This is a genomic window from Microbacterium sp. 10L49 (assembly GCF_056395125.1).
In genome coordinates, this window is the sequence record NZ_JBFTIW010000001.1 from 717539 (window position 1) to 743258 (window position 25720).

The 25720-nt window shown below is 71.3% G+C and carries 19 protein-coding genes and 1 tRNA gene; 6 read left to right on the forward strand and 14 right to left on the reverse strand.

Translation table 11 applies throughout. The features are described from left to right. Nucleotides 1–22 precede the first annotated feature (22 nt). A tRNA-Glu gene (locus AC1DCT_RS03460) sits at nt 23–95 on the reverse strand. Nucleotides 96–224: 129 nt separating this feature from the next. Between AC1DCT_RS03460 and AC1DCT_RS03465 the strand changes: the two genes are divergently transcribed. Further along, entirely contained in the window at nt 225–863 is a 639-nt protein-coding gene (locus tag AC1DCT_RS03465) for an MBL fold metallo-hydrolase (RefSeq protein ID WP_477427476.1), read from the forward strand. Nucleotides 864–869: 6 nt separating this feature from the next. Here the strand turns inward: AC1DCT_RS03465 and AC1DCT_RS03470 are convergent, their stop codons facing one another. Both AC1DCT_RS03470 and pepN read right to left on the reverse strand, forming a co-directional pair. Continuing rightward, nucleotides 870–2024: a cation:proton antiporter gene (locus AC1DCT_RS03470; RefSeq protein ID WP_440731987.1), complete on the reverse strand. Its 1155-nt coding sequence runs from the start codon at nt 2022–2024 to the stop codon at nt 870–872. A 76-nt stretch (nt 2025–2100) separates the two neighbouring features. Then, nucleotides 2101–4596, reverse strand: a complete 2496-nt coding sequence (gene pepN, locus AC1DCT_RS03475; protein ID WP_477427478.1) for an aminopeptidase N — start codon at nt 4594–4596, stop codon at nt 2101–2103. A gap of 64 nt (nt 4597–4660) precedes the next feature. Here pepN and AC1DCT_RS03480 point away from each other — a divergent pair, with 64 nt between their 5' ends. Both AC1DCT_RS03480 and AC1DCT_RS03485 read left to right on the forward strand, forming a co-directional pair. Then, complete coding sequence (locus AC1DCT_RS03480) at nt 4661–5173, forward strand: YbaK/EbsC family protein (RefSeq protein ID WP_477427480.1); 513 nt, start codon at nt 4661–4663, stop codon at nt 5171–5173. Between the two features lie 71 nt (nt 5174–5244). Continuing rightward, the gene (locus AC1DCT_RS03485) at nt 5245–6402 is read left to right on the forward strand and encodes an acyltransferase family protein (RefSeq protein WP_477427481.1); all 1158 of its coding nucleotides are present in this window, start codon (nt 5245–5247) and stop codon (nt 6400–6402) included. Between the two features lie 16 nt (nt 6403–6418). Here the strand turns inward: AC1DCT_RS03485 and AC1DCT_RS03490 are convergent, their stop codons facing one another. From AC1DCT_RS03490 to AC1DCT_RS03530, 9 genes are all read right to left on the reverse strand, one after another. Continuing rightward, complete coding sequence (locus AC1DCT_RS03490; protein ID WP_477427483.1) at nt 6419–8824, reverse strand: HAD-IC family P-type ATPase; 2406 nt, start codon at nt 8822–8824, stop codon at nt 6419–6421. Next, entirely contained in the window at nt 8821–10116 is a 1296-nt protein-coding gene (locus AC1DCT_RS03495) for an MFS transporter (RefSeq protein ID WP_477427485.1), read from the reverse strand. The genes AC1DCT_RS03490 and AC1DCT_RS03495 overlap by 4 nt, the downstream gene beginning before the upstream one ends. Further along, a complete protein-coding gene (locus AC1DCT_RS03500; protein ID WP_477427487.1) occupies nt 10113–10700 on the reverse strand; it encodes a winged helix-turn-helix domain-containing protein in 588 nt (195 codons plus the stop codon). The genes AC1DCT_RS03495 and AC1DCT_RS03500 overlap by 4 nt, the downstream gene beginning before the upstream one ends. A 160-nt stretch (nt 10701–10860) precedes the next feature. Then, on the reverse strand, nt 10861–11565 hold the full coding sequence (locus tag AC1DCT_RS03505) for an ABC transporter ATP-binding protein (RefSeq protein ID WP_440731994.1): 705 nt from the start codon (nt 11563–11565) through the stop codon (nt 10861–10863). Then, nucleotides 11562–12455, reverse strand: coding sequence for an ABC transporter ATP-binding protein (locus AC1DCT_RS03510; protein ID WP_477427489.1), 894 nt, complete (start codon nt 12453–12455; stop codon nt 11562–11564). Before AC1DCT_RS03510 ends, AC1DCT_RS03505 begins: the two co-directional genes overlap by 4 nt. 76 nt (nt 12456–12531) lie before the next feature. Then, nucleotides 12532–15186: an FtsX-like permease family protein gene (locus AC1DCT_RS03515; RefSeq protein ID WP_477427490.1), complete on the reverse strand. Its 2655-nt coding sequence runs from the start codon at nt 15184–15186 to the stop codon at nt 12532–12534. Further along, entirely contained in the window at nt 15183–17537 is a 2355-nt protein-coding gene (locus AC1DCT_RS03520) for a hypothetical protein (RefSeq protein ID WP_477427492.1), read from the reverse strand. Before AC1DCT_RS03520 ends, AC1DCT_RS03515 begins: the two co-directional genes overlap by 4 nt. Before the next feature lie 149 nt (nt 17538–17686). Further along, nucleotides 17687–18952, reverse strand: coding sequence for an MFS transporter (locus AC1DCT_RS03525; RefSeq protein WP_477427753.1), 1266 nt, complete (start codon nt 18950–18952; stop codon nt 17687–17689). A 37-nt stretch (nt 18953–18989) separates the two neighbouring features. Next, the gene (locus AC1DCT_RS03530; RefSeq protein ID WP_441976127.1) at nt 18990–20195 is read right to left on the reverse strand and encodes a trans-sulfuration enzyme family protein; all 1206 of its coding nucleotides are present in this window, start codon (nt 20193–20195) and stop codon (nt 18990–18992) included. 113 nt (nt 20196–20308) lie between these two features. On the opposite strand from AC1DCT_RS03530, the gene AC1DCT_RS03535 reads away from it, so the two are divergent. From AC1DCT_RS03535 to AC1DCT_RS03545, 3 genes are all read left to right on the forward strand, one after another. Then, entirely contained in the window at nt 20309–20785 is a 477-nt protein-coding gene (locus AC1DCT_RS03535) for an Lrp/AsnC family transcriptional regulator (protein WP_440731999.1), read from the forward strand. Nucleotides 20786–20892: 107 nt separating this feature from the next. After that, nucleotides 20893–23430, forward strand: a complete 2538-nt coding sequence (locus AC1DCT_RS03540) for a bifunctional lysylphosphatidylglycerol flippase/synthetase MprF (protein ID WP_477427494.1) — start codon at nt 20893–20895, stop codon at nt 23428–23430. 253 nt (nt 23431–23683) lie between these two features. After that, entirely contained in the window at nt 23684–24592 is a 909-nt protein-coding gene (locus tag AC1DCT_RS03545; RefSeq protein WP_440732001.1) for a M23 family metallopeptidase, read from the forward strand. 70 nt (nt 24593–24662) lie between these two features. Here AC1DCT_RS03545 and AC1DCT_RS03550 read toward each other — a convergent pair whose 3' ends face one another. Further along, a complete protein-coding gene (locus tag AC1DCT_RS03550; RefSeq protein ID WP_477427496.1) occupies nt 24663–25193 on the reverse strand; it encodes a hypothetical protein in 531 nt (176 codons plus the stop codon). A gap of 7 nt (nt 25194–25200) precedes the next feature. Beyond that, a complete protein-coding gene (locus tag AC1DCT_RS03555; RefSeq protein WP_440732003.1) occupies nt 25201–25611 on the reverse strand; it encodes a DUF4383 domain-containing protein in 411 nt (136 codons plus the stop codon). Nucleotides 25612–25720: the final 109 nt, after the last annotated feature.

The following is a 25720-nucleotide window of genomic DNA, read 5'->3' on the forward strand; positions in this document are numbered from 1 at the left end:
GAGGGCTTTCGTGTGCTGTCTGTGACCCCAGCGGGATTCGAACCCGCGTTACCGCCGTGAGAGGGCGGCGTACTAGGCCGCTATACGATGGGGCCGTCTTGGCGATCCGTTTCCGTCTCGCGACAACCGTTCAAGTATGACATGACGCTCAGCACCCGCCAAATCGAGCCCGGCTCGACGCGAACCCCGGGTGTGTCGCGGCCCCGCGGGATTACGCTCGAGGAATGCGCATCACCAAGCATGAGCACGCGGCGCTCCGCGTCGAGGACCACGGGCAGACTCTGCTCATCGATCCGGGGAGCTTCACACTCCCCCTGGACGACCTGCAGCACCTCGTGGGCATCGTGATCACCCATGAGCATGCCGACCATTGGACTCCCGACCACCTGGATCGCATCCTGCGCGACGCGGCCGGAACGCCGATCTTCGCGCCCGCCGGCGTCGTGCGCGCCGCGGAGGGATACGAGATCACCGAGGTCGCTCCCGGCGACACTGTGACCGCGGGAGACTTCACGCTGCGCTTCTTCGGCGGCGTGCACGCCGAGATCCACTCCTCGATCCCGCTCGTCGACAACGTCGGCGTGCTGGTGGACGACGAGCTGTACTACCCCGGTGACTCGTATGCCGTCCCGGAGGGTGTCACGGTTGGCACCCTCGCCGCACCTCTCGGCGCCCCCTGGCTGAAGATCGGGGATGCGATCGACTTCGTACTCGCCGTGAAGCCGCGCCGCGCATTCGGCACGCACGACATGACGCTCTCGGTGATCGGTGCGACCATGCACCGCGCACGCCTGAAATGGGCCACCGAGCAGGACGGCGGCGATTTCGTCGAGTTGAATCCCGGCGACGACCTCGAGGTCTGACCGCGGTCATCCCTCCGCGCCGGCGCGCGGGGACGCTGCGGCGTTCCGTCTCGAGACGACGGCGACCGCCGCCGAGGACGCGACAACCGCCACCAGAGCTCCGAGCAGGATCGCGGCTCCCTCTCCGGGCAGCAGTGCGCGGGTCTCGACGCCGAGCGCGACCGCGGCGACGGGGACGCCGAGCTGTCCCGCTGAGGCCACCGCCTGCGCCCAGGGCAGGCCGGTGATGCGCCCTGCGAGGTGGGCGATGACCGCCGCAGCACCCAGCACGAGACCGAGCAGGATCATCTGCGGGTGGGATCCGAGATCGCGCAGATTGATCGAGGCGCCGAGCCAGACGAAGAACAGCGGCCCGAAGAATCCCTCGGTCATGCCGAACAGCTGGCGGGCCAGTCGACGAGGCTGACCGACTGCAGACAGAACCAGCCCCAGGGTGAAGCCCGCCATCATGACCGAGACGTGCGTGAACTGAGCGATCCCGGCCAGCCCGAACAGGGCGAGCAGGCTGAAGCGCAGCTCGAGCGCGAACTGACGCGACTCCGACACCTCGTGCAGGACGCGCAGACGATGCGTGCCGACCCGGCGCAGCAGCACCACGAGCAGGACCCCGACCACGGCGATGCCCAACCCGCCGAGTGCGACGAGCGGCACCCTCTCGGGTTGCAGCACGAGAGGGAGCGCGACGATGCACGCGACATCGGCGATCGCGATCTGGGCGATCAGCTGCGCGGCGGAATCGGCCGAGATGTCCAGGGACTGCAGCATGGGCAGCACCAGCGCCGCGGACGAGGATGCGATGAGCACGGCGTAGACGGCGCCGTGCGACGTCGCGAACAGCAAGGCGGTCCCGACGCCCAGCGCCACGGCGACCGCGGCCACGATCGCGGCACCGCCCGCTCCGCGCCCCACCGCCGCGCGCACGACGGTATCCCGGACGGGGATGTGCGAGCCGATCACCAGCATGATGAGACCGAATCCGAGCTGGGCCAGCAGCGTGAACGTCGGCTCCGCGGCGTCCACCCAGCCGAACCCGGTCGATCCGATCAGGAGTCCTGCGGCGAGCTCTCCGGCGATCACCGGGATCCGCCAGGCGCGCCTCGTGGAGAGCAGGGGACCGGCGAGTCCCACCAGCACCAGCAGCGCGAGCGTCGCGAACGTCATGCGCACACTTTAGATCCGCCGGTCCGAGCGCTCCGGCATCCGGAGGCCGCGACTTGCCGCCCTGACGCCGCGACGCTCAGCCCGCGAGGACACCCTGCGCCTCGCGCACCCGGATCGCGCGCTGCTGATGGTCGCGCTGCTCGAGCACGAGCCGTCGGAGGGCGGCAGGGGCCTCAGGGTGCGTGTCGAGCCAGCCGTCCACGAGCTCGGTGGTCTCCGTCTCGGGGTAGAGCCCGATCACGAGGCGCCGGGCGATCTCGATGGAGCGCTCGCTCCAGGCCTCCTCGATGCGCGAGAAGTACTCCACATCGAAGACCTCGACGAGATCGCGGCGCCCGCCTGCCCCGAAACCGCGGATGGTGGCGTCGAGGTGATCGTTCGTGAGCGTCAGGTCGCCCCAGGCCGCCCGCCAGTCGGCGGCGCGCACCGCAGCGCTCGGCGTCGACGCCGCCGCGGCGAGTGCCGCCGTGCGTCCACTCGCGGTGTGGTCGCGCAGCTGCTCCTCGGTGATCTCCTCCGCCCCGGCGTGGCCGGTGGCCACGAGTGCGGTCAGCAGCACCCAGCGCAGATCGGCGTCCATGGGGAGTCCCTGGGGCCCCGCTCCGATCAGCAGGGTGGAGACGTCGAGACGTCTGCTGTCGTCGAACGCCGCTGCCGCGGCGAACGCGCGCGCCCAGGTCAGCTGGGCGTCGCTGCCGGCCGCAGCACCGCCGAGTGCCGCCCAGGTCGCATCCAGCCAGGCGCGCCGCGCATCCGCCCGTTCGGACTCGGGCAGATAGTGCCCGATCGCGGACGGGGCGTTCAGCACCACCCCGCCGAGCAGCGAGCTGTCGGTCTCCCGGGGCGCGTGCGCGACGACGATCTCCAGGTACTTCGCGACGGCGAGCTCGCCGTCGCGCGTGGCGTTCCACAGCGCCGACCAGATCAGGCCGCGCGCGAGCGGGTCGTCGATCCAGGAGAGCCCGCGCTCGACGGCGGACAGCGAGCGCTCGTCCAGCCGCGCCTTCGCATATGTGAGGTCGCCGTCGTTGAGCAGGACCAGGTCGGCATCGGGAAGGGCGACGGGAGTCCGCTCCTCGGCGAGGTCGACCGGGATCCGCTCGCGCAGCACCAGCGTGTCGCCCTGCAGGTCGTACAGGCCGATCTGCAGCCGGTGCGGTCGCGGGTCGGTCTGCACGACCACGGCGTCACCGTCCGCATCGCGCTCGATGCTCACCGTGCTCATGCCGGTGGTCTGCAGCCATGCCTGCGCCCAGGCCCGCATGTCGCGGCCGGACGCCAGCTCGAGCTCCACCAGCAGGTCTTCGAGCGTGGTGTTGCCGTACGCGTGCCTCGCGAAGTAGCGGCGGGCGCCTTCGAAGAACGCCTCCTCGCCGACGAACGCGACGAGCTGCTTGAGCACGGCGGCGCCCTTCGCGTAAGTGATCCCGTCGAAGTTCAGCTTCGCGGCCTCGAGGTCCGGGATGTCGGCGACGATCGGATGCGTGCTGGGCAGCTGGTCCTGCGTGTACGCCCAGGCCTTGCGCCGGTTCGCGAAGGCCACCCAGGCGTCGGTGTACTCGGTCGCGGCGACCGACGCGTGCGAGCCCATGTAGTCCGCGAACGACTCCTTGAGCCACAGGTCGTCCCACCACTGCATCGTGACGAGATCGCCGAACCACATGTGCGCCATCTCGTGCAGGATAGTGTTCGCCCGCGCCTGCCGCTGGGCCCGGGTCGCGGCGCCCCGGTACAGGTACGACTCGGTGAAGGTGACCAGGCCCGGGTTCTCCATGGCGCCGATGTTGTACTCGGGCACGAAGATCTGGTCGTACTTGCCCCACGGATACGGGAAGTCGAACGCCTCGGCGAAGAAGTCCAGGCCCTGCCGCGTGACCTCGAGGATCTCGTCGGCGGCGAGGTGCTCGGCCATCGACGCCCGGCCGAGCACCGACAGCGGTACGACGACGTCGTCACGGCGCCACTCCGACGACACGCGCGCATAGGGACCCGCCGCGATGCAGGTCAGGTAGCTGGACAGCGGCAGCGTCGGCGCGAACTCGACCGTCTGCGCTCCGTCGCGGGTGCTGGTGGCGACGGGCGACTGGTTCGACAGCGTCTCCCAGCCCTCCGGCGCGGTCACCACGACCGTGATCGCCGCCTTCATGTCGGGCTGCTCGAAACACGCCATGAACCGCCGGGCGTCGGCCGGCTCGTCGTGCGTGTACAGGTAGACACCGGCGTCGACCGGATCGACGAACCGGTGCAGCCCCTCCCCCGAACGGCTGTATGCGCCGGTCGCGCGGATGACGACGGTGTTGTGCGCTACCAGACCGCGGAGACGAATCCGCGCGCCGTCCCATTCCACATCGCGGGACTGCCCGTTCACCACGACCTCGTGCACGGCCTCGCCGAGGAAGTCCGCCCAGGTTTCGGCGGTCGTCGCATCGAATTCGAGCGTCGTCGTCACGGGGAACCCCGTGTTCGCCGCGTCGAGCGCGCCGGTGACGTCGAGCTCGAGCCGGATGCGGTGCAGGTCGACCGCCGCGGATCGCGCGGCGGTCTCGGTGCGGGTGAGGTTGGCGGTGCTCATGCTTCCATCGTTCCATGCCCCGAGCCGGTGCCTCCTCGCGCGGACGCTGTGCCAGCATGGTCGCATGACAGAGCAGCCTGGTCGTACGACAGAGCAGACCGCCGCCCTCCCCGAGCGGAGCAGGATCGTGCAGGAGCACGTGCGCGCCGCGGGCCTCGCTGCGCAGGTGCGGGAGCTGCCCGATTCCGCACGTACTGCCGTCGAGGCCGCCGCGGCACTGGGCTGCGAGGTCGGGGCGATCGGTTCCAGCCTGCTCTTCCTCGCCGACGGCGAGCCCCTGCTCGTGATGACCAGCGGCCGGCACCGCGTCGATCTCGGCCTGCTCACTGAGGCCGTGGATGCGAAGTCGGTGGCGATGGCGCCCGCGGCGACCGTGCGGGAGGTGACGGGGCAGGCCATCGGAGGCGTCGCGCCGGTCGGCCACCCCGCTCCGGTGCGCACCGTCATCGACGCCGCGCTGCGCGACTACGACATCGTCTGGACCGCCGGAGGCACCCCGCACACCGTCATGCCCCTGTCGTTTGCGGAGCTCGTCGCGCTCACGGGCGGCGAGGTCGTGGTCGTCGCGGAGGACTGAACCCGCCCCTTTTGCGGGCTCTGAGGCGCGATCCAGGAGGCGTCCAGACTCGGTCCCTACCGTGGAACGGGATGTCACGGAACGGTAACAGCAGGATCAGGTCTCTCGACGGACTCCGCGGTCTCGCCGCGGGGATCGTCCTCATCCACCATGCCTCGCTGATCGCGGAGCCATGGATCGATCCTGCCGGTTGGGCCCTGCTGACGCAGTCCCCGCTCAAGCTGCTGCTGGCCGGATCCGAGGCCGTCATGGTGTTCTTCGTGCTGTCCGGGATGGTCGTCGCCCTGCCCGCGCTGCGGACGGGCTTCTCCTGGGCGCGGTACTACCCGGCGCGCCTGGTACGACTGTACGTGCCGGTGATCGCCGCACTGGGCTCCGCCGCGCTGCTGGTCCAGCTGATCCCGCGCGATGCGTCCACGATGCCCGAGGACTCGTGGATGCAGGACGCGCAGGCGACCAGCGTGTCGGCCGGCGACGTGCTCTCGCAGATGACCCTGCTGCGATCGGACTATCCGATCGACAACGTGCTGTGGTCGCTGCGCTGGGAGCTGTTCTTCTCGCTGCTGCTGCCGCTGTACCTCTGGGTCGCGCTGCGCGTGCGCCGGTTCGCGATGCCCGCGGCCGCGCTGGCCGTCGTCCTCGTGTTCCTGGGACGCACGACGGGCAACTCCGCGCTCGCCTACCTGCCCGTGTTCCTGCTCGGCACGCTGATCGCCGTGCGTTTCGCGGATCTGCAGACCTGGGCCGACCGACCGCGAGTGCACCGGACCCTCCCCTGGCTTGCGGCGGCCGCCTCGGTCCTGCTCATCGCAAGCTGGCTGGCGCGTCCGCTCACCGGGGGCACGATCGTGGCGGACGTGCTGTGGGCGCTCGCCGGTGCCGGCGCCGCGCTGCTCGTCGTGCTCGCCATCGTGTGGCCAGGCGCACACCGGCTGCTCGAGACCCGGACGATGCAGTGGCTGGGGAAGGTGTCGTTCAGCCTGTACCTCGTGCACGCCCCGATCCTGGCGTCGCTCTGCTACCTGCTCGGCGCGGAGCAGTGGTGGCTCGCGTGCCTGGTCGGGATCCCCCTGAGTCTCGTCGCGGCCGCACTCTTCCACGCGCTCGTGGAGCGGCAGGCACAGGATCTCGCCCGGCAGGTGGGCGGCATCGGGGCGGCGCTCGCCGAGCGTGCGCACGTCAGCCGGATACGCGCGGCCCGACGAGCAGTGCTCGCCCGCGCGGAGTAGGCCCGCGCCCCCGAGGTCAGGAGCGGACGGCCGCCTCGCGCCGCTGCCGGCGGCGGGACACGGCACCGTAGATCGCGCGCAGCACGGTTCTGGCGCCGAACCGTGCGGCGATCCCTGCGGCGCCGAACGCGCACGCGATCAGCACCGCCCGTGGATCATGCAGATCGACGTCGAACACCCTGGATCCGAACGGGGTGAGGATCACGACGAGCATGCCGCCGATCATGGCGCCGACGAGCCCGATCTTCCACGGCCGGAACGGGCGAGCCACGCTGATCAGTACGAAGAACGCGACGATCACGAGGGCCAGGAACGCCGTCGACGAGGTCAGCTTGCCCTCGGCGTGCCCCGTCCCGAACACCGAGCGCGCGGTCAGATACGCACCGTAGGACGCGAGTGCGGCGCCGATCCCGCCCGGCACCGCCGCATCCAGCACGCGGCGCACGAAGCCGTCCTGCGCGCGCGCCGTGTTCGGGGCGAGGGCGAGGAAGAACGCCGGGATCCCGATCGTGAACCACGCGATGAGCGTGACGTGCCGAGGCAGGAACGGGAACGGCACCGCGGTGACGGCCACCAGCAGCGCCAGAAGGATCGAGTACAGCGTCTTGGTGAGGAACAGCGTCGCGACCCGCTCGATGTTGCCGATGACGCGGCGCCCCTCGGCGACCACGTGCGGCAGCGTGGCGAACGAGTTGTCCAGCAGCACGATGCGCGACACGGCGCGCGCGGCCGGCGAGCCGGATCCCATCGCCACGCCCACATCGGCGTCCTTGAGCGCGAGCACGTCGTTGACCCCGTCGCCGGTCATCGCCACGACGTGACCGTCGCCCTGCAGTGAATGCACCATCGCACGCTTCTGCGTGGGCGTGACCCGGCCGAACGCCGTGCGGCCCTGCACCTCCGCGTCGAACTGCGCGGACTCCGGATCCAGCGTGCGCGCGTCGACGGCATTGCGCCCGTCGGGCACGCCGGCCTCGGCGGCGATGGCGCCCACCGCGGCCGCGTTGTCGCCCGAGATGACCTTGATCGCCACGTCCTGCTCCGCGAAGTAGGCGATCGCACCCGGCGCCTCGGCGCGCAGCCGCTGGTCGAGGATCACGAGCGCGGTGGCGGTGAGTCCGTCGGGGAGACCGTCTCCCGCGGCCTCGGCGCCCGGCAAGGCGGACGCGGTGCGCGCGAGAGCGAGCACGCGCAGCCCCTCCGAGGCGAGCGCGTCGGAACGGGTGCGGGCGGCGTCGCCGACAGACAGCAAGACGTCCGGCGCGCCGAGCACCCAGCTCTCCACCGCGCCGGTCTCGGCATCCGCCGTCTGCATCGCCGCCCACTTGCGCGCCGAGGAGAACGCGATCGACGTCTGCACCGGAAGAGCCGGCACGTCGCCCACGTGCTCGAGGATCGCCGTCATGCTGGCGTTGGGCTTGCCCTCCGCGCGCCCGATCGCAGCGAGCGCCGCCTCGATGCGGGCGCCGTCGGTGCCGAGCCGTTCCACGGCCCCCACCCGCATGCCGTCCTCGGTCAGCGTCCCGGTCTTGTCCGTGCACACGACGTCCACCCGGGCGAGCTGCTCGATCGCAGGCAGGTCCTGGACCAGGCATTGCCGACGGCCGAGGCGGATCACACCCACCGCCATGGCGACGCTCGTCATCAGCACGAGGCCCTCCGGCACCATCGGCACGAGCGCGGCGACCAGCCCCCGTACCGCGCTGCGCCAGTCCTGTGCATGCCCCCAGATCTGGTTGATGATCGTGAGCACGCCCACCGGGATCAGCGCCCAGGTCACGTACTTGAGGATCTGGTCGATCCCGGCGCGCAGCTGCGAGGAGGGCTTGCGGAACTCCGAGGCCTCCTTGGCGAGCCGCGCGGCGTATGCGTGCTCGCCCACGGCCGTCGCGCGGAAGCTCGCGGATCCCGCGGCGACGAAACTGCCCGACTTGAGCTCGTATCCGGCTCCGGCGAGAACCGGCTCCGACTCCCCCGTGAGCAGTGACTCGTCCACTTCGAAGCCCGTCGCATCGAGCACTTCGCCGTCCACCGGGATCTGATCTCCCGCGGCGACGAGCACGACATCGTCGAGCACGAGGTGCTCCACATCGATCTCCGAGACACCCTCGGCCCGCTCCACGCGGGCCGGAGCCTTGCTCAGCAGCGCGAGCCGGTCCAGCGTGCGCTTCGCCCGGATCTCCTGCACCATGCCGACCACGCTGTTGACGATGATGAGCAGTCCGAACAGTCCGTCGATGAGGTAGCCGGTGCCCAGGATCAGCAGGAACATCACCAGGTAGATGCCGTTCACGCGGGTGAAGGCGTTCGCCCGGAAGATCTCCCCGAAGCTGCGGCTCGTGCGCGAGTCGATGACATTGCTCTCGCCGCGGGACATCCTCTCGGCCACCTGTGTGGCGGTCAGCGGAGCACGGGTGATCATCCGCTCACGCTAACAGCGGACGCCCTCTCCTGGCGCAGGGCAGGCAGATAGCAGGCCGCGCCGAGGATGCTGAACGCCCCGGCGACGATCGTCGCGGTCGCCGCCGACGTCGCTCCGGCGAACGCGGTCAGCACCAGCAGCCCGATGCTGTATGCGCCGCCGGAGACCATGGAGTTCAACGAGAGCACCGTGGCCCGGGTGGACCGATCCGCCTCGCGGTGCAGGAGAGCTGCGTGCATGGGGCCGGCGGCGCCGTGCGCGAGATAGGTGAGTCCGTAGCCGATGAGCAGGCCGACCATCCCCGAGGAGAGCCCCATGAGGACGACGAAGGCTCCGTTCAGGATCCGGCTCAGGATCGCCGTCCAGGCCACTCCGATCACGCTGCTCAGCCTGCTGGCGAGCAGGGATCCGACGGCGAACAAGCCCCACGCGGCGGCCGATGCCGGCCCGAACACCGCGGCGGCCGCCGCTTCTCCGCCGAGCAGGTCCTCCAGCTGCACCGGGGTGAGCGTCTCGAAGGCGATCATCGCGACCGACCAGAACACCTCGACGAGCACGAGACCCGCCAGCACCCGGGAGCGCACCGCGCGGCGCAGCCCGTCCGCGATCGTCCGCGGGGCCTGCCGCGCGGCGTGCGCCATGGCCGGGAGCACCCGCATCGTTTCAGCCCCCTCCTGAGGAGGCTCCCGGACCAGCGCGATGACGAGGACCGTGTAGGCCGCGTACAGTCCGATCGCCACGACCAGCGGCACCACGAGCGCGGACAGTCCGGCGAGCGGGTGCCACGCCACCAGGAGGCCGCCGACCAGCGCACCGCCGGCGATCGCGACGCCGAGCACGGTGGCGGCGCGTGCGAGGGGGCGCGCCACCTCGGCGTGCGGATCGTGCTCGTGCACGGCATCGACGAACCAGGCCTCCAGCGCCCCGGAGTCGAGCACGCGGAACACGCCCTGCAGAAGCAGCGACACGGCGAACAGCGCGAACGAGTCGGCGAGTAGGAAGAGCACGGCGGCCACGACCGCGAGCACTCCGGACGCGGCGAGCACCGGTCGGCGGCCGAGCGTGTCGGCGAGGGCCCCGGTGGGCAGTTCCAGCGCGAGCGCCACGAAACCCTGGATGGCGAGGATGGATCCGATCTCGGCGATCGACAGGCCGCGCTCGAGCGGCAGCAGCACCGTCACCCCGAGCGTCACGCCGACCGGGAGCCAGCGCAGTGCCGAGAGCAGGAGCAGACGCCGCTGCGCCGCGGCGATCGCGATTCCGGCCGCGGCGCCTGCGACGCCGGCAGTCACGACCCCTCCGGCGGGTCGAGGTCGATCGGCGTGGTCTGCACGACGACGTGCACCCGTCGCGACGCCCGGTCGCCCTCCCCGATGCGACGGTACTTCTCGGCCAGCGCCTCGAACTCGGTGTGGAACTCCGCGAGCTGATCCGGCGTCACCGTGAGCAGCACGTCCTCCAGCCCGAGGCGGTCGACCCACGCTGCGGGCCATGAGCCCTCAGCGTCGAGCCAGCGCTCGGCACGCGCGGCGAACTGCCGCACGTAGTCGCGGCGCAGCCAGCCCAACGCGGCCTGCGCGTCCTCGTCGTCGGCGAAGTCGGAGTTGCTCCAGGAGTGGTAGTCGGTGCTGGCTCGCCAGATCCGTCGCTTCCCGGCGCCATCGCCGGTGTCGGCGACGAGACCGACGTCCTCCAGGGCGCGGAGGTGGTAGCTCGTCGCTCCCGTGTTCGTGCTCAGCGCCGCAGCGAGCTCGGTCGCGGTCGCGGGGCCGTGCACGCGCAGCTCACCGAGGAGGCGGGAGCGCAGCGGATGGGCGAGCACACGCACCGCGCGTTCGTCGAGGCGCATGCCGACGGGGTGTTCCGGAGTGTCCATGCCCTCATGCTTGCACGCACAGAATCTGTGCACAAGTATTATGCACGGATTCCATACGCACCTCGGATCCGCGAGACTGCATCTGTGCGACGAGACTGCGTGGCAGAACTGCAGTCTCGTGACTCAGATGCAGTCTCGCTGTCAGTAACGGCCGGTGCGGTCAGCGGTGCCCCGTCTTCGCCGCGAGCGCACGGGGGCCGAGCTCGTGCAGCACGCCGTCGTGCAGATCCAGCACCCGGTCCGCGCGGGTGAGCATGGCGGCATCGTGCGTCGCCACGATCGCGGCGGTGCCGCGCTCGTGCACGAGGCCCGCGATGAGATCCATGATCTGCGCCCCGGTCTCGCTGTCCAGCTGCGCGGTGGGCTCATCCGCGATCAGCACTGCCGGATCCATCACCAGTGCGCGGGCGATCCCGACGCGCTGCTGCTGCCCGCCGGAGAGTTCGGCCGGGCGCTGCCGTGCGTGATCCGCCAGTCCCACCGCCTCCAGCGCCCGGGCGACGCGCTGCTCGCGCTCGGCCACGGGCGTGCGGCGGATCCGCAGCGGAACCTCGACGTTCTCCGCTGCGGAGAGCACCGGCAGCAGACCCGCGGTCTGGAAGATCGAGGCGATCCGCTCCCCCAGCACGTGGCTCGCGTCGCCGGCGCTGAGATCGTGCTCATCCAGCAGCACCCGTCCGCTGGTCGGCCGGTCCAGGCCGCCGAGCATCGTCAGCAGCGTGGTCTTGCCGGATCCGGAGCGCCCGGTGATCACGACGAGCTCCCCCGCCGAGACCGTCAGATCGACGTCGCGGACGGCGGTGACATCGCCGCCCGGCGCGGGGAACACCCGGGTCAGCCCTTCCGCGCGCAGCACCTCGGTCATGACTGCTCCTCCTGCGGGGGCGCCGCACTCGGCGCGACCCGCACGTGGTCGGGCTCCAGCGTCAGGCGCACACGGTCGCGCAGGTCCAGCGCACTCACGAACTCGCCGGGCAGCTGCATGCGGCCGGCGCGGTCGAGCACCGCGAACTCCTGCGCGGTGCGGACCTCGCGCCCCGCGTCGTCGGTGTGGGTGCTGCGCAGCGTCTCGGTCGAGGTCCGGCCGTCGCGGATCCGCACGGTCCGGTCGACGTGCTCGGACACTGCCGCGTCGTGCGTCACGATGAGCGTCGTGACACCGTGCTCGGTGTTGACGGCCTGCATCGCGGCGAGCACATCAGCGCTGGTGCGCTCGTCCAGCTCGCCGGTGGGTTCGTCGGCGAGCAGCACGCGTGGTTCGTTCGCGAGCGCGACGGCGATCGCGACGCGCTGCTTCTGGCCCCCACTCAGCTGTGCAGGCCGCTGGTCGGCCACTTCTGCGACGTCGAGAAGCTCCAGCAGCGCCTGCGCGCGACCGGCGCGCTCCCCCGCGGGCACGGTGCGGGCGACGCCGTGCGCCAACGCGATGTTCTCCCGCGCTGTCAGATACGGAACCAGATTGCGCCCGGACTGCTGCCAGACGAAGCCGACGCTGCGACGGCGATAGCGCAGTCGCTCCGCGCCGCGCATCGTCACCAGGTCGTGCCCGGCCACGCGGGCGCTGCCGGCGGTCGGCGCGTCGAGCCCGGCGAGGATGCCGAGCAGCGTGGACTTGCCGGATCCGGAGGCGCCGACGAGGGCGACCATCTCCCCGGCCCCCACGCGCAGGTCCAGGCCCTGCAGCGCCTGCACTTCCACGCCCTTGGCGGTGAAGATGCGCACCAGTCCCTCGCATGCGATGTCGACATCGGTCATCGCCAGCTCCCTCTCCGTGCGGTCATGATCCCTCGTCCTCGTCGCCGTGGGCGTCCTTCTCCTCGGCCGTCATCCGTCATCCCTCGTCATCCGCGACCCTGATCGCATCCGCGCTGCGCAGCCGCATCGCCGCAGCCGTCGCCAGGAGCACGGCCACCGCGGTGACCGCCGCGAAGCCGAGCACCGTCGCGGCCAGCCAGATCACGGGGAAGCTGAGCGCGGGGGCGTTCTGCCCTCCCGTGAAACCACGCAGGTCCAGCGCCCCGACCACGAGCCACGACATCGCGAGGCCGCAGACGACGCCCACGGGAAGAGCCACGACGAGCGCCGGCCCCACCTCCCAGGCCACGAGCGGCAGCTCCGCCCGCCGCGGATACCCGACGGCGCGCAGCAGCGCGAGCAGCCGGGCGCGCGCCGTGGATCCGAGCAGGAGTGTCTGCATGATGGCGAAGACGAGCAGAATCGCCACGATCGCCGTCGCGACGAACAGCGCGACGCGCAGCGCGGACGACGCCGGATCCGAGGCCGCTTGCGCGATGATCTGCTCGGCCGTCGTGGCGGTGGCTGTCGCGCCGAGCCGCGCCGTCAGCGCTTTCGCGACCGCACGCGGGTCGTGGCCGGGCGCCACGGAGGCGAACAGTCTCGTGACCAGGGGCGAGGCGACGCCGAGCCTGTCGATGTTCGCACGGTCGACGATCACCCACTTCTCCGCGCTCCCGAACGGCGTCGGCTGCGCGGTGCGCGCGACGACCTGCACCGCGTGCCCGTTCACCGTGAGCGCGTCGCCGAACTGCGCGAGCAGCTGTTCCGAGGCGACGACCGGCACGGATCCACCCGATGCCGACGCCAGCGACGCGGGCAGGGGCAGGGCGCCGTCGGAGCCCCGCTGCACTCGCGCGAAGGCATCCCGGTCGACCGCATAGACGCGCACCCGGTCGGAAGCACCGGACGAGGCGCCCTGACCGATCTCGTCGGCGTCCAGCGTCGCGACCGCCTCGACGCCGGGGATCTTCCGTGCGGCCTCGATCTGCGCGTCCTCGAAGTACGGCATCGACACGGCCACGTCCGCGCCGGTGGCGTCCCGCGCCGTGCGGCTGATGCCGTCCGAGACGGTCGCCGCGAACGACACCGAGAAGACCGCCACCGCGATGCCGATCACGGCGGCGAGCGCCGGCGCGGTGCGCAGCGCGGCATCGCGCAGAGCCCGGGCCGGGCCCAGAAGAGCGATCAGCCCGGTGCGGCGCCCGGCGGCGCGGTGCAGCCCGTCCAGCAGCAGCGGGAGCAGCCTCAGCACCGCCACCGCGCCCACCGCGCCGATCAGCACCGGCATCGCGAGCATCACCGGATCCGCCCGGACCGCCTCGCCACGGCTCAGGAGGAGGACGGCGAACGCGACGGCGAGCACCACGACGACGGCTTCTGCGAGCATGCGCCGCCACGGCCGCGCCCGCTGTCCACTCCCGTCACGGCGTTCAGCACGGCGCAGGTCCGCGATGACGGTGAGCGGCACGGTGCAGGCCGGGACGAGCACCAGCACCGCTGCCACCAGCCAGGCCAGAGCGTGCGGTCCCTGCGGCCGCAGCGCCGCCCCGACCGCCAGCCCGATTCCCGCGCCGAGCGCCCCGAGCACGAGCGCCTCCCCGCCGAGGACCGCGGACAGTTGCGACAACGACGCGCCCCGGGCGCGGGCGAGCGCGGCGGCCCGCCAGCGACGCAGTGCCAGCTGCCGTCCGGCAAGGCTCAGCACCACCGCAGCCACCGCGAGAGGACCCACGGCAGCGACCGCGACGACCGCATCGAGCGCATCAGCCCTCGCCACTCCGCGATCGAGCGCATCCGCCACCGGGGTGACGTAGACCAACCCGCGGTCATAGAACGAGCCCACCGCCCCGACGTGTATCGGGTTCGCCAGGAAAAGTCGCAGCTGCGCGCCGACCTTCGCGGCACTGCCCGAATCAATCGCCTCCTTGTGCACGGGGATCCAGGAGAAGGTCGAGGTCTCCGCACGCAGTTCGCCGAGCATCCCCGCCTCGTCCGGCGCCATGAAGCCGACGGTCTGCAGGATGATGTCGCCGTCCGACGTGTATTTGATGGCGGGCTCGACCGAGCCGACCAACATCTTCCAGTCGAGCTCGTCACTGCCGTTCGGTGCCACCAGGCCGGTCAGCCGCACGACCAGATCCTGCCGGTGCCGGGTCTCGCCGACCTTCCAGTCCAGCGCCCGGGCCGCTTGCGCCGTGAGCACCACTTCGATCCCCTCTGCCGGATCCGTGCTCTTCGGGTACTCGCCCTGCACGAGCAGGCTGCGCCGCGCGAGCCCCGGATCCATGACGAGCTGCACCAGGTTCTTCGGAACGGCCCGGTCGGCGAAGAGGCCGGTCGCGCCGAAGGCGCCGATCATCCGAGGAGCGCCGAGAACGCTCCGCAGCGGCTCGGGCTGCCTGTCCCGGGCCGCTGCGACGACGCCCAGGGGCCCTGACCACGCATCGACTGTCGGCGTCCCCTCCAGGCCGGCGATGCCGGAGTACGCCGCAGTGAGGGATCGACCCACGTCGGGGATCCCGCCGATCTGGTGCTGCACCGTCGCGGTGCGGGCCTGGTCGATGAGCGCGGGCACCAGCACGCCCACGAACGTCAGCGCGGCGATCGCGAGCACGAGGAAAGCGGAGAGCAGCGGCGCAGTGAGCACGGTGCGCAGGATCACCGTGGGCGCGGCGGGATGGCGCGTCATGAGCCGCTCCCCCACATGACCGGCAGCACCACGGCCACGACGGCGAGCCCCGCCGCCACGCCGCCGAGCGCGCCGAAGATCGCGATGCCCGTCACCTCGGCGAACCTCGCGGACCGCTGTCGTACGGTGCTGAGCCCGAGGGCGCGCAGCGCGGTGCGCTCCTCCGTGCGGCGGGACCGATCCGCGGCGACGGCCGAGAGGAAGCCGAGCAGGCCCAGGAGGGCGGCGGCCGCAGATCCCAGGGCGAGCAGGATCGCGGACGACCCCGTGATCGGAGCGTCGCTCACCGCGGCGGGGGTGAGGATCCGCAACGGGGTCTTCGCCCGGGAGCGGATCGTCGCGGCCACGGATGACGGATCCGAGGTCGCGACCCACAGCTCGTTGGCGGGCAGCCCCTCGGCCATCGACGTGGCGGCGGTGCGGTCCGCGAGGATCCCGGGGCCGGATCCGACGCCCGCGATCGTTGGAACGATCGCGGACACCTCAGCCTCCAGGCGCGCACCCTCGGGTCGCAGCGTGATCGCGAACCGCGTCCCCTGCGCGGCGCCGAGCCGCTGCGCGAGAGCCGTGGTGATCGCCACGGGCAGGCGGCCACCGGATCCGGCTGTGAGCGCCGCCCGGTCCGCCGCGGGCAGCGCCACGGCCGACGGGTCGACGGCGACGAATGCCACGGTGTCCGCGCCGACCTCCGCGTCCCGACTCAGCACCTCGGCGGCAACGGTGACCGTCGGCAGCGCGGCGGTCTCCGCTGCGGTGAGCGGCACCGCCTGCTGTGCACCGACGGACGCGCGGACATCCAGCCCGAGCGCGGCCCGGACGGCCGAGTGGTCGACAGCGGCGGCGAGCGGGCCCACGCCGACCGCCATCGTCGCGGATCCCGCGGCGAGGGCAAGGCACAGGATCGCGACCGCCGCGATACCCGCCCGGCGCGCGATCTGGCGCAGCGGCAGCACGGGCATGATGCCGCGACCCCGGCGGGCGACGCGTTCGGCGATCGCTGCGACGAGCACGGCGAGCGCCGGGACGAGCAGGCCGAGTGCGAGCAGCGATGCGGCACCGGCGGCCGATGCGACCGGATCCGCGGTGCCGTCGTCCGCGACCACGCCGCCCCGCGTGAAGAGCTGCCAGAGCGCGAACCCCGCCAGAGCCGTGACGACCAGCGCCGGCAGCAGGAGTGCCAGCATGATCCCCCGACCGGCATCGGATCGCGCCGCTGCCGCCGGTGCGGACGCACGTACCGCGGTGAAGGCGGCGGCACCGGCGGCGATCAGGACGGTGAGCGCGGCGGCCACGATCGTCGAGGCGCCGAGAACTCCGGCAGGGAGCAGGGCGATCACCGCCAGGACGGCGCCGATGCCCGTCGCCGCCGTGGCCTCACCGGCGGCCGCAGCGGCGACGCCGGTGGCTGCGGCGCCGCGCGCGCGGATCAGACGCAGCTCTTCCCGGCGGGCTCCCGCCAGTGCGGTCAGGATCACGGCGATCGCGATCGCCCCGAGCGCCACGATGATCGCAGTGGGCACCGCCATCATGCCGCGGGCGACCGCGACCGCCCGAGTCTGGCGGTCCAGCAGGTCGCCGAGCGCGCCCTCGACCGCGGTGTTGGAACTGTTGTCCGCGTCGACCTCGGCAGGAAGCTGTACCAGCCGGGCCAGGCCCGCGCGGTATCCGTCCAGCCTGTCGGCGGTCAGTGAGGTCGGCTGGACGGTCCAGGTGATTGTCGGCGTGGTCCACAGCCGTGCCATGTCGTCCGCAGTGATCAGCACGGGCCCTGCCGCGCCTTCGGAATCGCCGGAACCCACCGCGGGGTCTCCCGCCCAGGTCGGATCGGCGGGATCCTTCGCCGTCCAGGTGCCGACCACGGTGACGTCGACGATGCCGCCGGACGCATCCGGACCGAGCGGGATCCGATCGCCGATCCGCCACCCGCGCGTCTCCGCGGCGGCCGCCAGCACGGCCGCCTCGCCGGAGCGTCTCGGCCACTCGCCGTCGACGAGCTCGCCGCGATCAGCGATGCCCTCCCCGCCGATCGCCTGCACCGCATCGGGGTTGCCCACCGAGATCTCGCTCACGGCCATCCGGCTGACCGCGATCGGTGCGCCGGCGAAAGCCTTCGTGATCGCCGCTCGCACGGCGCGGTCCTGCGCGTCAGGATCATCCGCACGCAGCGCCGTGACCTTCGTGACGCGCGTTCCCGGTTCGGCGTGTTCCGCAACCTGGCGCACACCGTCGCCCACGAGCCGGACCGACAGCGCCTCGGTCGCCCCGACGCCGAGCACGACGAGTCCGGCGGCGAGCAGCACGAGCACGAGTCGCGCGGTCTGCTGCCGCGCCCGCCTCACCGCAAACGTCATCGTCCTCGCCTGTGTCACCGACCGCCGCGCGCGCTCGTCGCGGGATCGTTATCGATCCGAACGAATTGCACTTCCCCATCCTGGAGGCAGCGCTGCGACCGCGCAACGGTGTTCTCCGCTGCGACCGGGCGCAGCACGCACACGCGCGTTCAGGCCTCGCGCACCGCGATCTCCTCCGGTTGCGGCACACCGTTCGCGGCCGCGGGCAGCCGCCGCTCGAGCGCGATCGTCAGAGCGCAGATCAGCAGGGAACCCGCCACCATCGCCACGATGAACCAGATCTGACGCCCCTCGCCGAGCAGCATGCCGGCCGCGATCGGCCCGGCGATCGCCCCGCCCTGGAAAGCCGCGGCGTTGATCGCGTTGTATCGCCCGCGGCTGCGGTCGGAGGCCAGATCGTTGCAGATCGCGGGCACCGTGGGCTGCAGCATGGTCTCTCCGAAGGCGAAGACGCCCATGAACAGCAGCACGCCGATCGCTGAGACCAGAGTCTTCGGCAGCAAGCCGGTGAGCCCCAGCAGCACCCAGGAGAACCCCCAGACCAGGGTCATCACCTGCATCACGCGGGTGCGTCGGTGTCCGGCGATGAGCTTCAGGACGGCGAACTGCAGAAGCACGATGACGGCGGTGTTGACCGCGAATGCGAAGCCGATGACCTGCGTCGAGACGCCGGACACCTGGCGGGCGAAGGCCGGGAACCCGCCCTCCATCTGCCCGTAGCCGATGAACACCGCGAGGAAGGTCAGCAGTGTGAGCCAGAGCACCGCCGGACGGCGCAGGATCTGCCGGTACCCCTCCGCCGGCTCTTCGTGCTCGTCGCCGGGCTCGGCATGCGTGCGCACATGCCGCAGCGGCCCGAGCAGCAACGCCATCGGGATCAGCGAACTCGCGGCGTCGATCAGGAAGATCGCCACGAACGTCTCGGGCCGGTGCACGTCGACGAAGAAGCCGCCGAGGATCCCGCCCACGCCGATGCCGAGATTGATCAGGGCGAAGTTCACGCCGAAGTACTGCTGGCGCAGCTCACCGGCGACGATCGTGGCGATCAGCGCATTGAACCCGGGCCATGAGACGCCGAAGTTCACTCCCATCAGCACGAGCGCTATCGCCGCCACGACCGGCGATGTCGCGAACGCGAGAAGGGTGCAGCCCGCGATCATCGACGCGAGGCCCGCCAGCAGGATCCGCCGGGCGCCGTAGCGATCGATCAGGGTGCCGGCGGGTGCGGTGACCACCAGCCCCGTCACGGCGATGACGCTCATCAGCGCACCGGAGACGCCCAGGTCGAACCCGCGCACCTCGTGCAGATAGATGATCGTGAAGGGGAGGGTCAGCCCGCGGCCCAGCGTCTGGATCGCGACGGTCGACAGCAGCCAGCGCCCGGTCGTGGGCAGCGCTGTCCAGAAGGTTCTCATTCCGGTCACCCGCCAAGTCTGCCGGGTGCCTCGGACATCACTCCGCGCGGACGGCGATCCTGGCCAGCGCCTGCGCCAGATCGCCGATGAGATCCTCCGGATCCTCCAGCCCGATCGAGAGCCGAACGATGTCGGCACCGGGACGAGCCTCCGCCGCGACCGGCCGGTGCGTGAGCGCCGCCGGGTGCTGCACGAGGGAGTCGACGCCGCCGAGCGACACCGCGTGCGTGAACAGCCGTACGCAACCGGTGAGGGCCTCGGCGGCGTCATAGCCGTCCCGCAGGCGCACGGCGATCATGGCGCCCCCGCCGCGCATCTGCCGCGGGATGAGACCGCGCTCGTCGCCGATGCCGGGGTAGAACACCTCGGCCACGGCGGGGTGTTCGGCCAGCCACGCCACGACGCGCTCGGCGGAACGCTGCTGCCGTTCCATGCGCACGGGCAGCGTCGCGAGCCCGCGGTGCAGCAGGTACGCACCGAGCGGATGCAGCAGCGCACCGGTGATCGCACGGACGCGACGCAGCGCCCGCGCGGTCTCCTCCGAGCACGCGATGACGCCGGCGATCACATCGCCGTGCCCGCCGATGTACTTCGTCGCGCTGTGCAAGGACATGGCGGCGCCGAGATCCAGGGGGTTCTGCAGCAGCGGGGTCGCGAACGTGTTGTCGACGACCACGGGCACATCACCCGCCTGTGCGACGACCGCGGCGATGTCGACCAGGTCCAGGGTGGGGTTGCCCGGCGTCTCGACGACCACGAGGCCCGTGTCGGAGCGAAGGTGCGCGTGCACCTCGTGCTCGGCGCAGAACGTGGTCTCGGCGCCGAGGAGCCCGGAGTCGAGCAGGTGATCGGTGCCGCCGTAGAGCGGACGGACCGCGACGATGTGGTGCTTGCCGGCCGCCATGGTGTGCGACAGGATCGCCGCCGTCATCGCGGCCATGCCGCTGGAGAACGCGACGGCCGCCTCGGCGTGCTCGAGCTCCGCGAGGCCCTCCTCGAAGCGCGCGACCGTCGGGTTCCACAGCCGCGCATAGACGTTGCCGCCGTCCGGCAGCGGCTGCCCGCCGGTCGCCATCGACTCGTAGGAGTCGCCGCCGTGCGCGATGTCGGGCAGCGGGTTGGTCGAGGAGAGGTCGATCGGCGCGGCGTGCACGCCGAGGGCGGCGAGGTCTGCCCGGCCGGCGTGCACCGCGACGGTCTCGGGACGCAGGGGCATGTCACGCAGGGAATCGTCGTCGCTCATGCACACAGGATCCCTCCACGCACAGCAAACTGCTATCTGCGTTGCTGCACGGATCCGCAGATGATGTCAGTCTTGTGTTCAGCACAACAAACGGGCGATACGAGGAGTGGATCTTGAGCACGGAGCAGCACGGCGTCGACGGCCTCGATCTGCGCATACTCGCCGCCCTGTCCGAGCACCCCGACGCCCCGATCAAGCAGCTCGCGGCCGCGCTGGGGATCCCCGCCTCCACCTGTGCATTCCGGCTGCGCTCGTTGCGCACGCGGGGTGTGATCCTCGGGCTGCGCCTGCAACTGGATCCTGCCGCGCTCGGCCGCCCGGTGCAGGCCGTGATCCGGGTGCGGCTGGGCAACCACAGCAAGACCGGTGTGGAGGCGCTGTTCGACGCACTGGAGACGACCGAGGGCGTGCTGCAGGTGTTCCACATCGCGGGTGCCGACGACTTCCTCGTGCACGTCGCCGTCGCCGATGCGGCCGCGCTCCGCGACATCGTGCTGGAGCGCATCACGGTGCACGACGTCGTCCGCGCCACCGAGACGCAGCTCGTGTTCGAACGCCGCGACGGCTCGGGGCTCGCCGCGCCGCGCTGACAGCCCGGCTGTACAACGTCGCGGAGGTTGGGCACTCTGAAGGGGTGGCCGCCCGCCACCGCGCGGATCCGGCACGAACCGCGCGATCATCGCAGAGAGAGCAGCGTATGACCGCCTCTGACAACGCCCCCGCCGGCACCATCGCTCCCCCGTCTGCACCGCGCGAGACGCCGCGCTGGATCCGCGCTGTGCTGACGTATCTGCTGCGCAATCCGTTCAGCGCGGCGCTGGCCCTGGTCGTGCTGGCCGCCGGATTCGTCACGGGGACGTTCCTCGGACGGTTCCCGCAGGAGTTCGCCGCATCGGTGAGCACCACGATCGAGGACGGCGACTGGTGGACCCCGCTCACCGCGCTGCTGTTCGGAGACTCGGTGATCGGCGGGGTGCTCGCGATCCTGCTGATCCTGACCGCCGGCGCGTACGCGGAGCGCAAGCTCGGCAGCGTCCGCGCCGCGTGGACCTTCTTCTTGACCGGCGTCCTCGCGATGGTCATCGGCCTGGGCGGCCAGTGGCTGCTGGTCTCGTGGGGCTCGCAATGGGGCCTGCTCGCCAGCTACGACGCCGTTGCGGATCCGACGATCGGCACCGTCGGCATGCTGATGGCGGCGAGCGCCCTCGCCCCGGCGCTGTGGCAGCGCCGCATCCGCGTCGTCGGCTTCACTCTGCTGATGATGTTCGCGCTGTACGCCGCGGACAGCGACAGCGTGTTCCGGCTCATCTCCGGGGCGCTCGGGCTGCTCCTCGGCCTCGTGCTGGCGCGCGGCGCGATACGGCCGACCTGGCATCGCAGCTCCCATCGCGAGGTGCGCACCCTGGTCGCGGCCATTGTCGGCGCCACGGGACTCGGGCCGTTCATCGTGCTGATCTCGGGCGCCTGGTACTCGCCGCTCGGGCTCGTGGTCTCGGGATTCTCCCCGATCGAGGCCGCCACCATGCCCAAGTCCTGCGTCGATGACTTCACCGCCGACTGCGTGCGCCAGGCCGACGCGATCCTCAACTCGGGCCCAGGGCCGTTCCTGGTGAGCCTCGTCCCACTGGTGCTCACGCTGGTCGCCGCCTGGGGGCTGCGCACGGGCCGCCGCGCCGCGTGGATCATGGCGCTGGCGGTCAACGCCGTGATCGCCCTGCTGACGGCCACGTCGGTGGGCATCAACGACCTGCTCGACGACAAGCTCCGCGGCGCCCTGCTCATCGAGGACGGGATCGCGATGGTCCTGGCCGTCCTCGTCCCGATCGGCGTGATCGCCCTGCTGCTGTTCACCCGGCGGCACTTCCGCGTCGCCGCGCCTCCCGCCGCCGTGCGACACTTCATCCTCACCGTGGTCGGTGCGTTCGCTGTGTTCGCCGGGCTCTATCTCGCCATCGGGCTGATCGACGGCGACAACTACCTGGACGGCCAGCCGTCGGTGGGCGAGCTGCTCGCCGACATGGTGCGTCCCTTCGTCTCCAGCGGGCTGCTACCCGCCATCTCCGATGCAGGGATACCGATCGACGGCGCAGCGCTGTTCGTCTACCAGTGGGTGGGCGTGCCGTTCTGGATCGTCTTCATCGTCGCCAGCGTGCGGCTGTTCCGCGCCACCCAGGTGGACCGCGCCGTCGTCGAGGAGGCGCGGTTCCGAGCGCTGCTGCGCGACGGGGGCGGCGGCACCCTCGGATTCATGGGCACCTGGGCCGGCAACAGCTACTGGTTCACCGCAGACGGTCGGGGTGCCGTCGCATACCGCGTCATCCGCAAGGTCGCCCTGACGGTGTCGGATCCGGTGTGCGCCGAGGGAGCCGAGCGTGAGACCGTCGAGGCCTTCATCGCCTATTGCGAGTCCCAGGGCTGGTCGGCGTGCTTCTACAGCTTCCACGAGCGCTACCTGCCGATCTTCCAGTCCTTCGGCTGGCAGTACATGTCCGTCGGCGAGGAGACCGTGATCGACCTGCCGGGCTTCGAGCTCGCCGGCAAGGCGTGGCAGAAGGTGCGCCAGCCGCTGAACCGCGGCGAACGCGAGGGCATCACCACGCTGTGGTCGACGTGGAACGACCTGCCGACCCGCTACTCGCGGGAGATCACCGCCGTCAGCGAGGAGTGGGTCGCCCACAAGAAGCTGCCGGAGATGGGCTTCACCCTCGGCGGCATGGAGGAGCTCAAGGACTCCGATGTCGGCATCTTCCTCGCCCTCAACAAGGACGGCGGGATCGAGGCCACCACGAGCTGGCTGCCGAGCTGGACGGACGGGAAGGTCACCGGCTGGACCATCGACTTCATGCGCCGCAGCGACGGATCCATGCCCGGCATCATGGAGTTCATCATCGCCTCGGCGGCCCTGCACATGAAGGAGCAGGGCGCACAGACACTCAGCCTGTCCGGTGCACCGCTGGCCACCAAGCCCGGCGAGCAGGCCCCGGATCCGACCGTCATGACCCGCCTGCTCGGCTGGCTCGGAGAGATGCTCGAGCCCGCCTACGGGTTCACGTCGCTGTTCCGGTTCAAGAGCAAATTCAACCCGCGCTACGAGACCATCTACATGGCCTATGCGGATCCGGCCAAGCTCGCGGCCATCGGGCTCGCGATCGGCGAGGCCTACCTTCCCGAGGCCACGCCGAAGGAGTATCTGGCGCTCGCGCAGACCATCACCAACCGCGGCGGCGGGCGCTGACGACGTGCTCCGATCGCGCCACGCCGAGACGGCGTTTGACGGCCAATGTATGGAACTCTCAGGAACGATCCGTATTATTACGGAGTTGTAACACCCCTCCGTTCCCCCCGATGGCGGAGACGTCACACCCCCTCCGCTGCCCGAGGAGCACATCATCAGTTCGCGAGCCCCCGAAACCGCGCACCCCTCTGCCCGCACGACAGAAGCCCCGTCCGCGACCGTCGGCACCACCGCGCCCCGTTCGCGCCGGGAGATGAGGGAGGCCGCCGCACAGGCGACCACGTCCGCGCAGACCTCTGCACCCGCCGGCACCTCGAGCGCCCCGGCCGAGCCGGCCCCGCAGCCGCTGTTCGACCCGACTGCACCCCAGGCGCGCGTGCCCGCACCCCCGCAGGCCCCCGAGCCGGCGACCCGCTCCGCGGCCCCCGCGCACATCGTCCCCGCCGGCACGCGTCCCCGTCGTGGCGCCAAGAACATCGGGCGCAGCACCGGCGCCGCCCTCGCGATCTCGGCGCTCGTCGTCGGCACCGCGCTGCCCGCCCTCGGCATGGTGCATGCGGGTGACGCCAAGCCTTCCAACAGCGCATCCGCCGACATCCGCGCACAGTCGTTCACGGCCGCAGGCGATGTGCTTCCCGATGTGCAGGTGCACGGCACGTTCACGGCGACCACGCCCTCCGAGCTCAGCGCGATGCAGGCGGCGACCGCCGCCGCCGAGCGCACCGGCGTCGCCTCGATCGCCAAGCCCGGTCAGGTCATCTACCCGATGGCCGCGGGCTCGTACACGTTGACCGATGGCTTCGGCGCCGCCCGCACCGGGCGCAGCCACATGGGCCAGGACTTCGCCGCCGGCATCGGCACCCCCATCTACGCCGTGGCCGACGGCTGCGTCACGCTCTCGTCCGAGAGCTACCAGGGCTACGGCGTGACGGTCGAGATCGCGCACCCGTCCCTGAGCGGCAGCAACGCCGTCTCCACGCTCTACGGGCACATGACCTATGGCAGCCGTGCGGTCCAGGCCGGCGAGTGCGTCACCGCGGGTCAGTTCATCGGCCGGGTCGGCGACACCGGCTGGACGGTCGGATCCTGCCTGCACTTCGAGGTGCACATCAACGACAGCGCCATCGACCCGCTCGCGTGGCTTCAGTCCAACGTCTTCTGATCCGACGTCGCACGAGAAGAGGCCCCCGCCCCGGCGAGGGTCTCTTCTCGTCTGCACCCCGGGCCGTGGCTCAGTGGTGCGCGTGCGGATCGACGAGCGGCAGATCTGCACCGACCCCACGATCGTGTGGATCCCCGTTCGTCGCGGCATCGGTCTGCGCCAAGCCCGGCATCGCGAGCGCAGCGACGAGGAGGGCCCCCACAGCCACCCCCGCCGCCCGCGACCGGGAGGCTCGGACCGGCCCCTCCCCCTTGCCGGTCCGGGCCACCCCCGCTTCCCGCATCCGCGCCGCCATCGCTCCCGAAGCGATGGCCAGCGCAGACGAGGTCCCCACCGCGATCACCGGTGCCCCTCCGACGAGGGCGACAGCCCCCATCAGCACCGCGATGATCGCGCCGACCGCTGCGGCTCTTCCCCCGCGGATCCGCCCGGCACGGAGCACGGCGACACCCCAGGCGATCTCCGCGGCTCCGACCACGAGCATCGGCGTCAGCAGCATGATGGCGTTCCCATCGCCATCTGCGCGGGCGACCGCGGCCCCGATCGCCAAGTGGATCAGACCCGCGCCCCAGGCGAGGAGCGCGGGCCAGCTGCGCAGCACGACGACCTCAGGCCATCGCCTCGCGGGACGCGCCGCGTTCGACGCCCAGCCCGACCGCGAGCAGCAGCAGCGCGCTCGCGAGGTGCAGGAAGTGATCGAACGTGTTCAGCGCGAGGATGTTCGCCGCGGTCCCCACGAGGAAGAATCCGACGATGCCGAGCAGCAGGTATGCCGCCCCCACGACGGTGTTCACGCCCTTCGCCGCACGCGTGGACGCGAGGCCCGCAGCGAGCAGTGCGGCGCCGATGAGCAGGTGGGCGACGTTGTGCAGCGGGTTGACCATGAAGATCCCGAGCAGCATTCCTCCCTGGGTCGCCAGGAAGGAGACTCCTCCGGTCACGGCGAAGCCGAGTGCTCCGACGACGATGTAGACGGCGCCGAAGATGACGGCGATCAGACGGTTCGGTGACGAACGCATTGCTCCTCCTCGAGTGCGGCACGGTGCCGCTCACCCTCTGTTCGGAGCCGTCTGCGGATCGGATGGGATCGTCTTCGGAGCGTGCGGACCGATGGCGGGGCGAGAATCC

Coding starts and splice junctions, on each gene's coding strand:
- AC1DCT_RS03540 (WP_477427494.1), top strand. CDS start 20,893: ATGACCGCCTCTGACAACGCCCCCGCCGGCACCATCGCTCCCCCGTCT.
- AC1DCT_RS03545 (WP_440732001.1), top strand. CDS start 23,684: ATGAGGGAGGCCGCCGCACAGGCGACCACGTCCGCGCAGACCTCTGCA.
- AC1DCT_RS03500 (WP_477427487.1), bottom strand. CDS start 10,700: ATGGACACTCCGGAACACCCCGTCGGCATGCGCCTCGACGAACGCGCG.
- AC1DCT_RS03465 (WP_477427476.1), top strand. CDS start 225: ATGCGCATCACCAAGCATGAGCACGCGGCGCTCCGCGTCGAGGACCAC.
- AC1DCT_RS03505 (WP_440731994.1), bottom strand. CDS start 11,565: ATGACCGAGGTGCTGCGCGCGGAAGGGCTGACCCGGGTGTTCCCCGCG.
- AC1DCT_RS03520 (WP_477427492.1), bottom strand. CDS start 17,537: ATGACGTTTGCGGTGAGGCGGGCGCGGCAGCAGACCGCGCGACTCGTG.
- AC1DCT_RS03515 (WP_477427490.1), bottom strand. CDS start 15,186: ATGACGCGCCATCCCGCCGCGCCCACGGTGATCCTGCGCACCGTGCTC.
- AC1DCT_RS03470 (WP_440731987.1), bottom strand. CDS start 2,024: ATGACGTTCGCGACGCTCGCGCTGCTGGTGCTGGTGGGACTCGCCGGT.
- AC1DCT_RS03525 (WP_477427753.1), bottom strand. CDS start 18,952: ATGAGAACCTTCTGGACAGCGCTGCCCACGACCGGGCGCTGGCTGCTG.
- AC1DCT_RS03485 (WP_477427481.1), top strand. CDS start 5,245: ATGTCACGGAACGGTAACAGCAGGATCAGGTCTCTCGACGGACTCCGC.
- AC1DCT_RS03555 (WP_440732003.1), bottom strand. CDS start 25,611: ATGCGTTCGTCACCGAACCGTCTGATCGCCGTCATCTTCGGCGCCGTC.
- AC1DCT_RS03490 (WP_477427483.1), bottom strand. CDS start 8,824: ATGATCACCCGTGCTCCGCTGACCGCCACACAGGTGGCCGAGAGGATG.
- pepN (WP_477427478.1), bottom strand. CDS start 4,596: ATGAGCACCGCCAACCTCACCCGCACCGAGACCGCCGCGCGATCCGCG.
- AC1DCT_RS03510 (WP_477427489.1), bottom strand. CDS start 12,455: ATGACCGATGTCGACATCGCATGCGAGGGACTGGTGCGCATCTTCACC.
- AC1DCT_RS03480 (WP_477427480.1), top strand. CDS start 4,661: ATGACAGAGCAGCCTGGTCGTACGACAGAGCAGACCGCCGCCCTCCCC.
- AC1DCT_RS03530 (WP_441976127.1), bottom strand. CDS start 20,195: ATGAGCGACGACGATTCCCTGCGTGACATGCCCCTGCGTCCCGAGACC.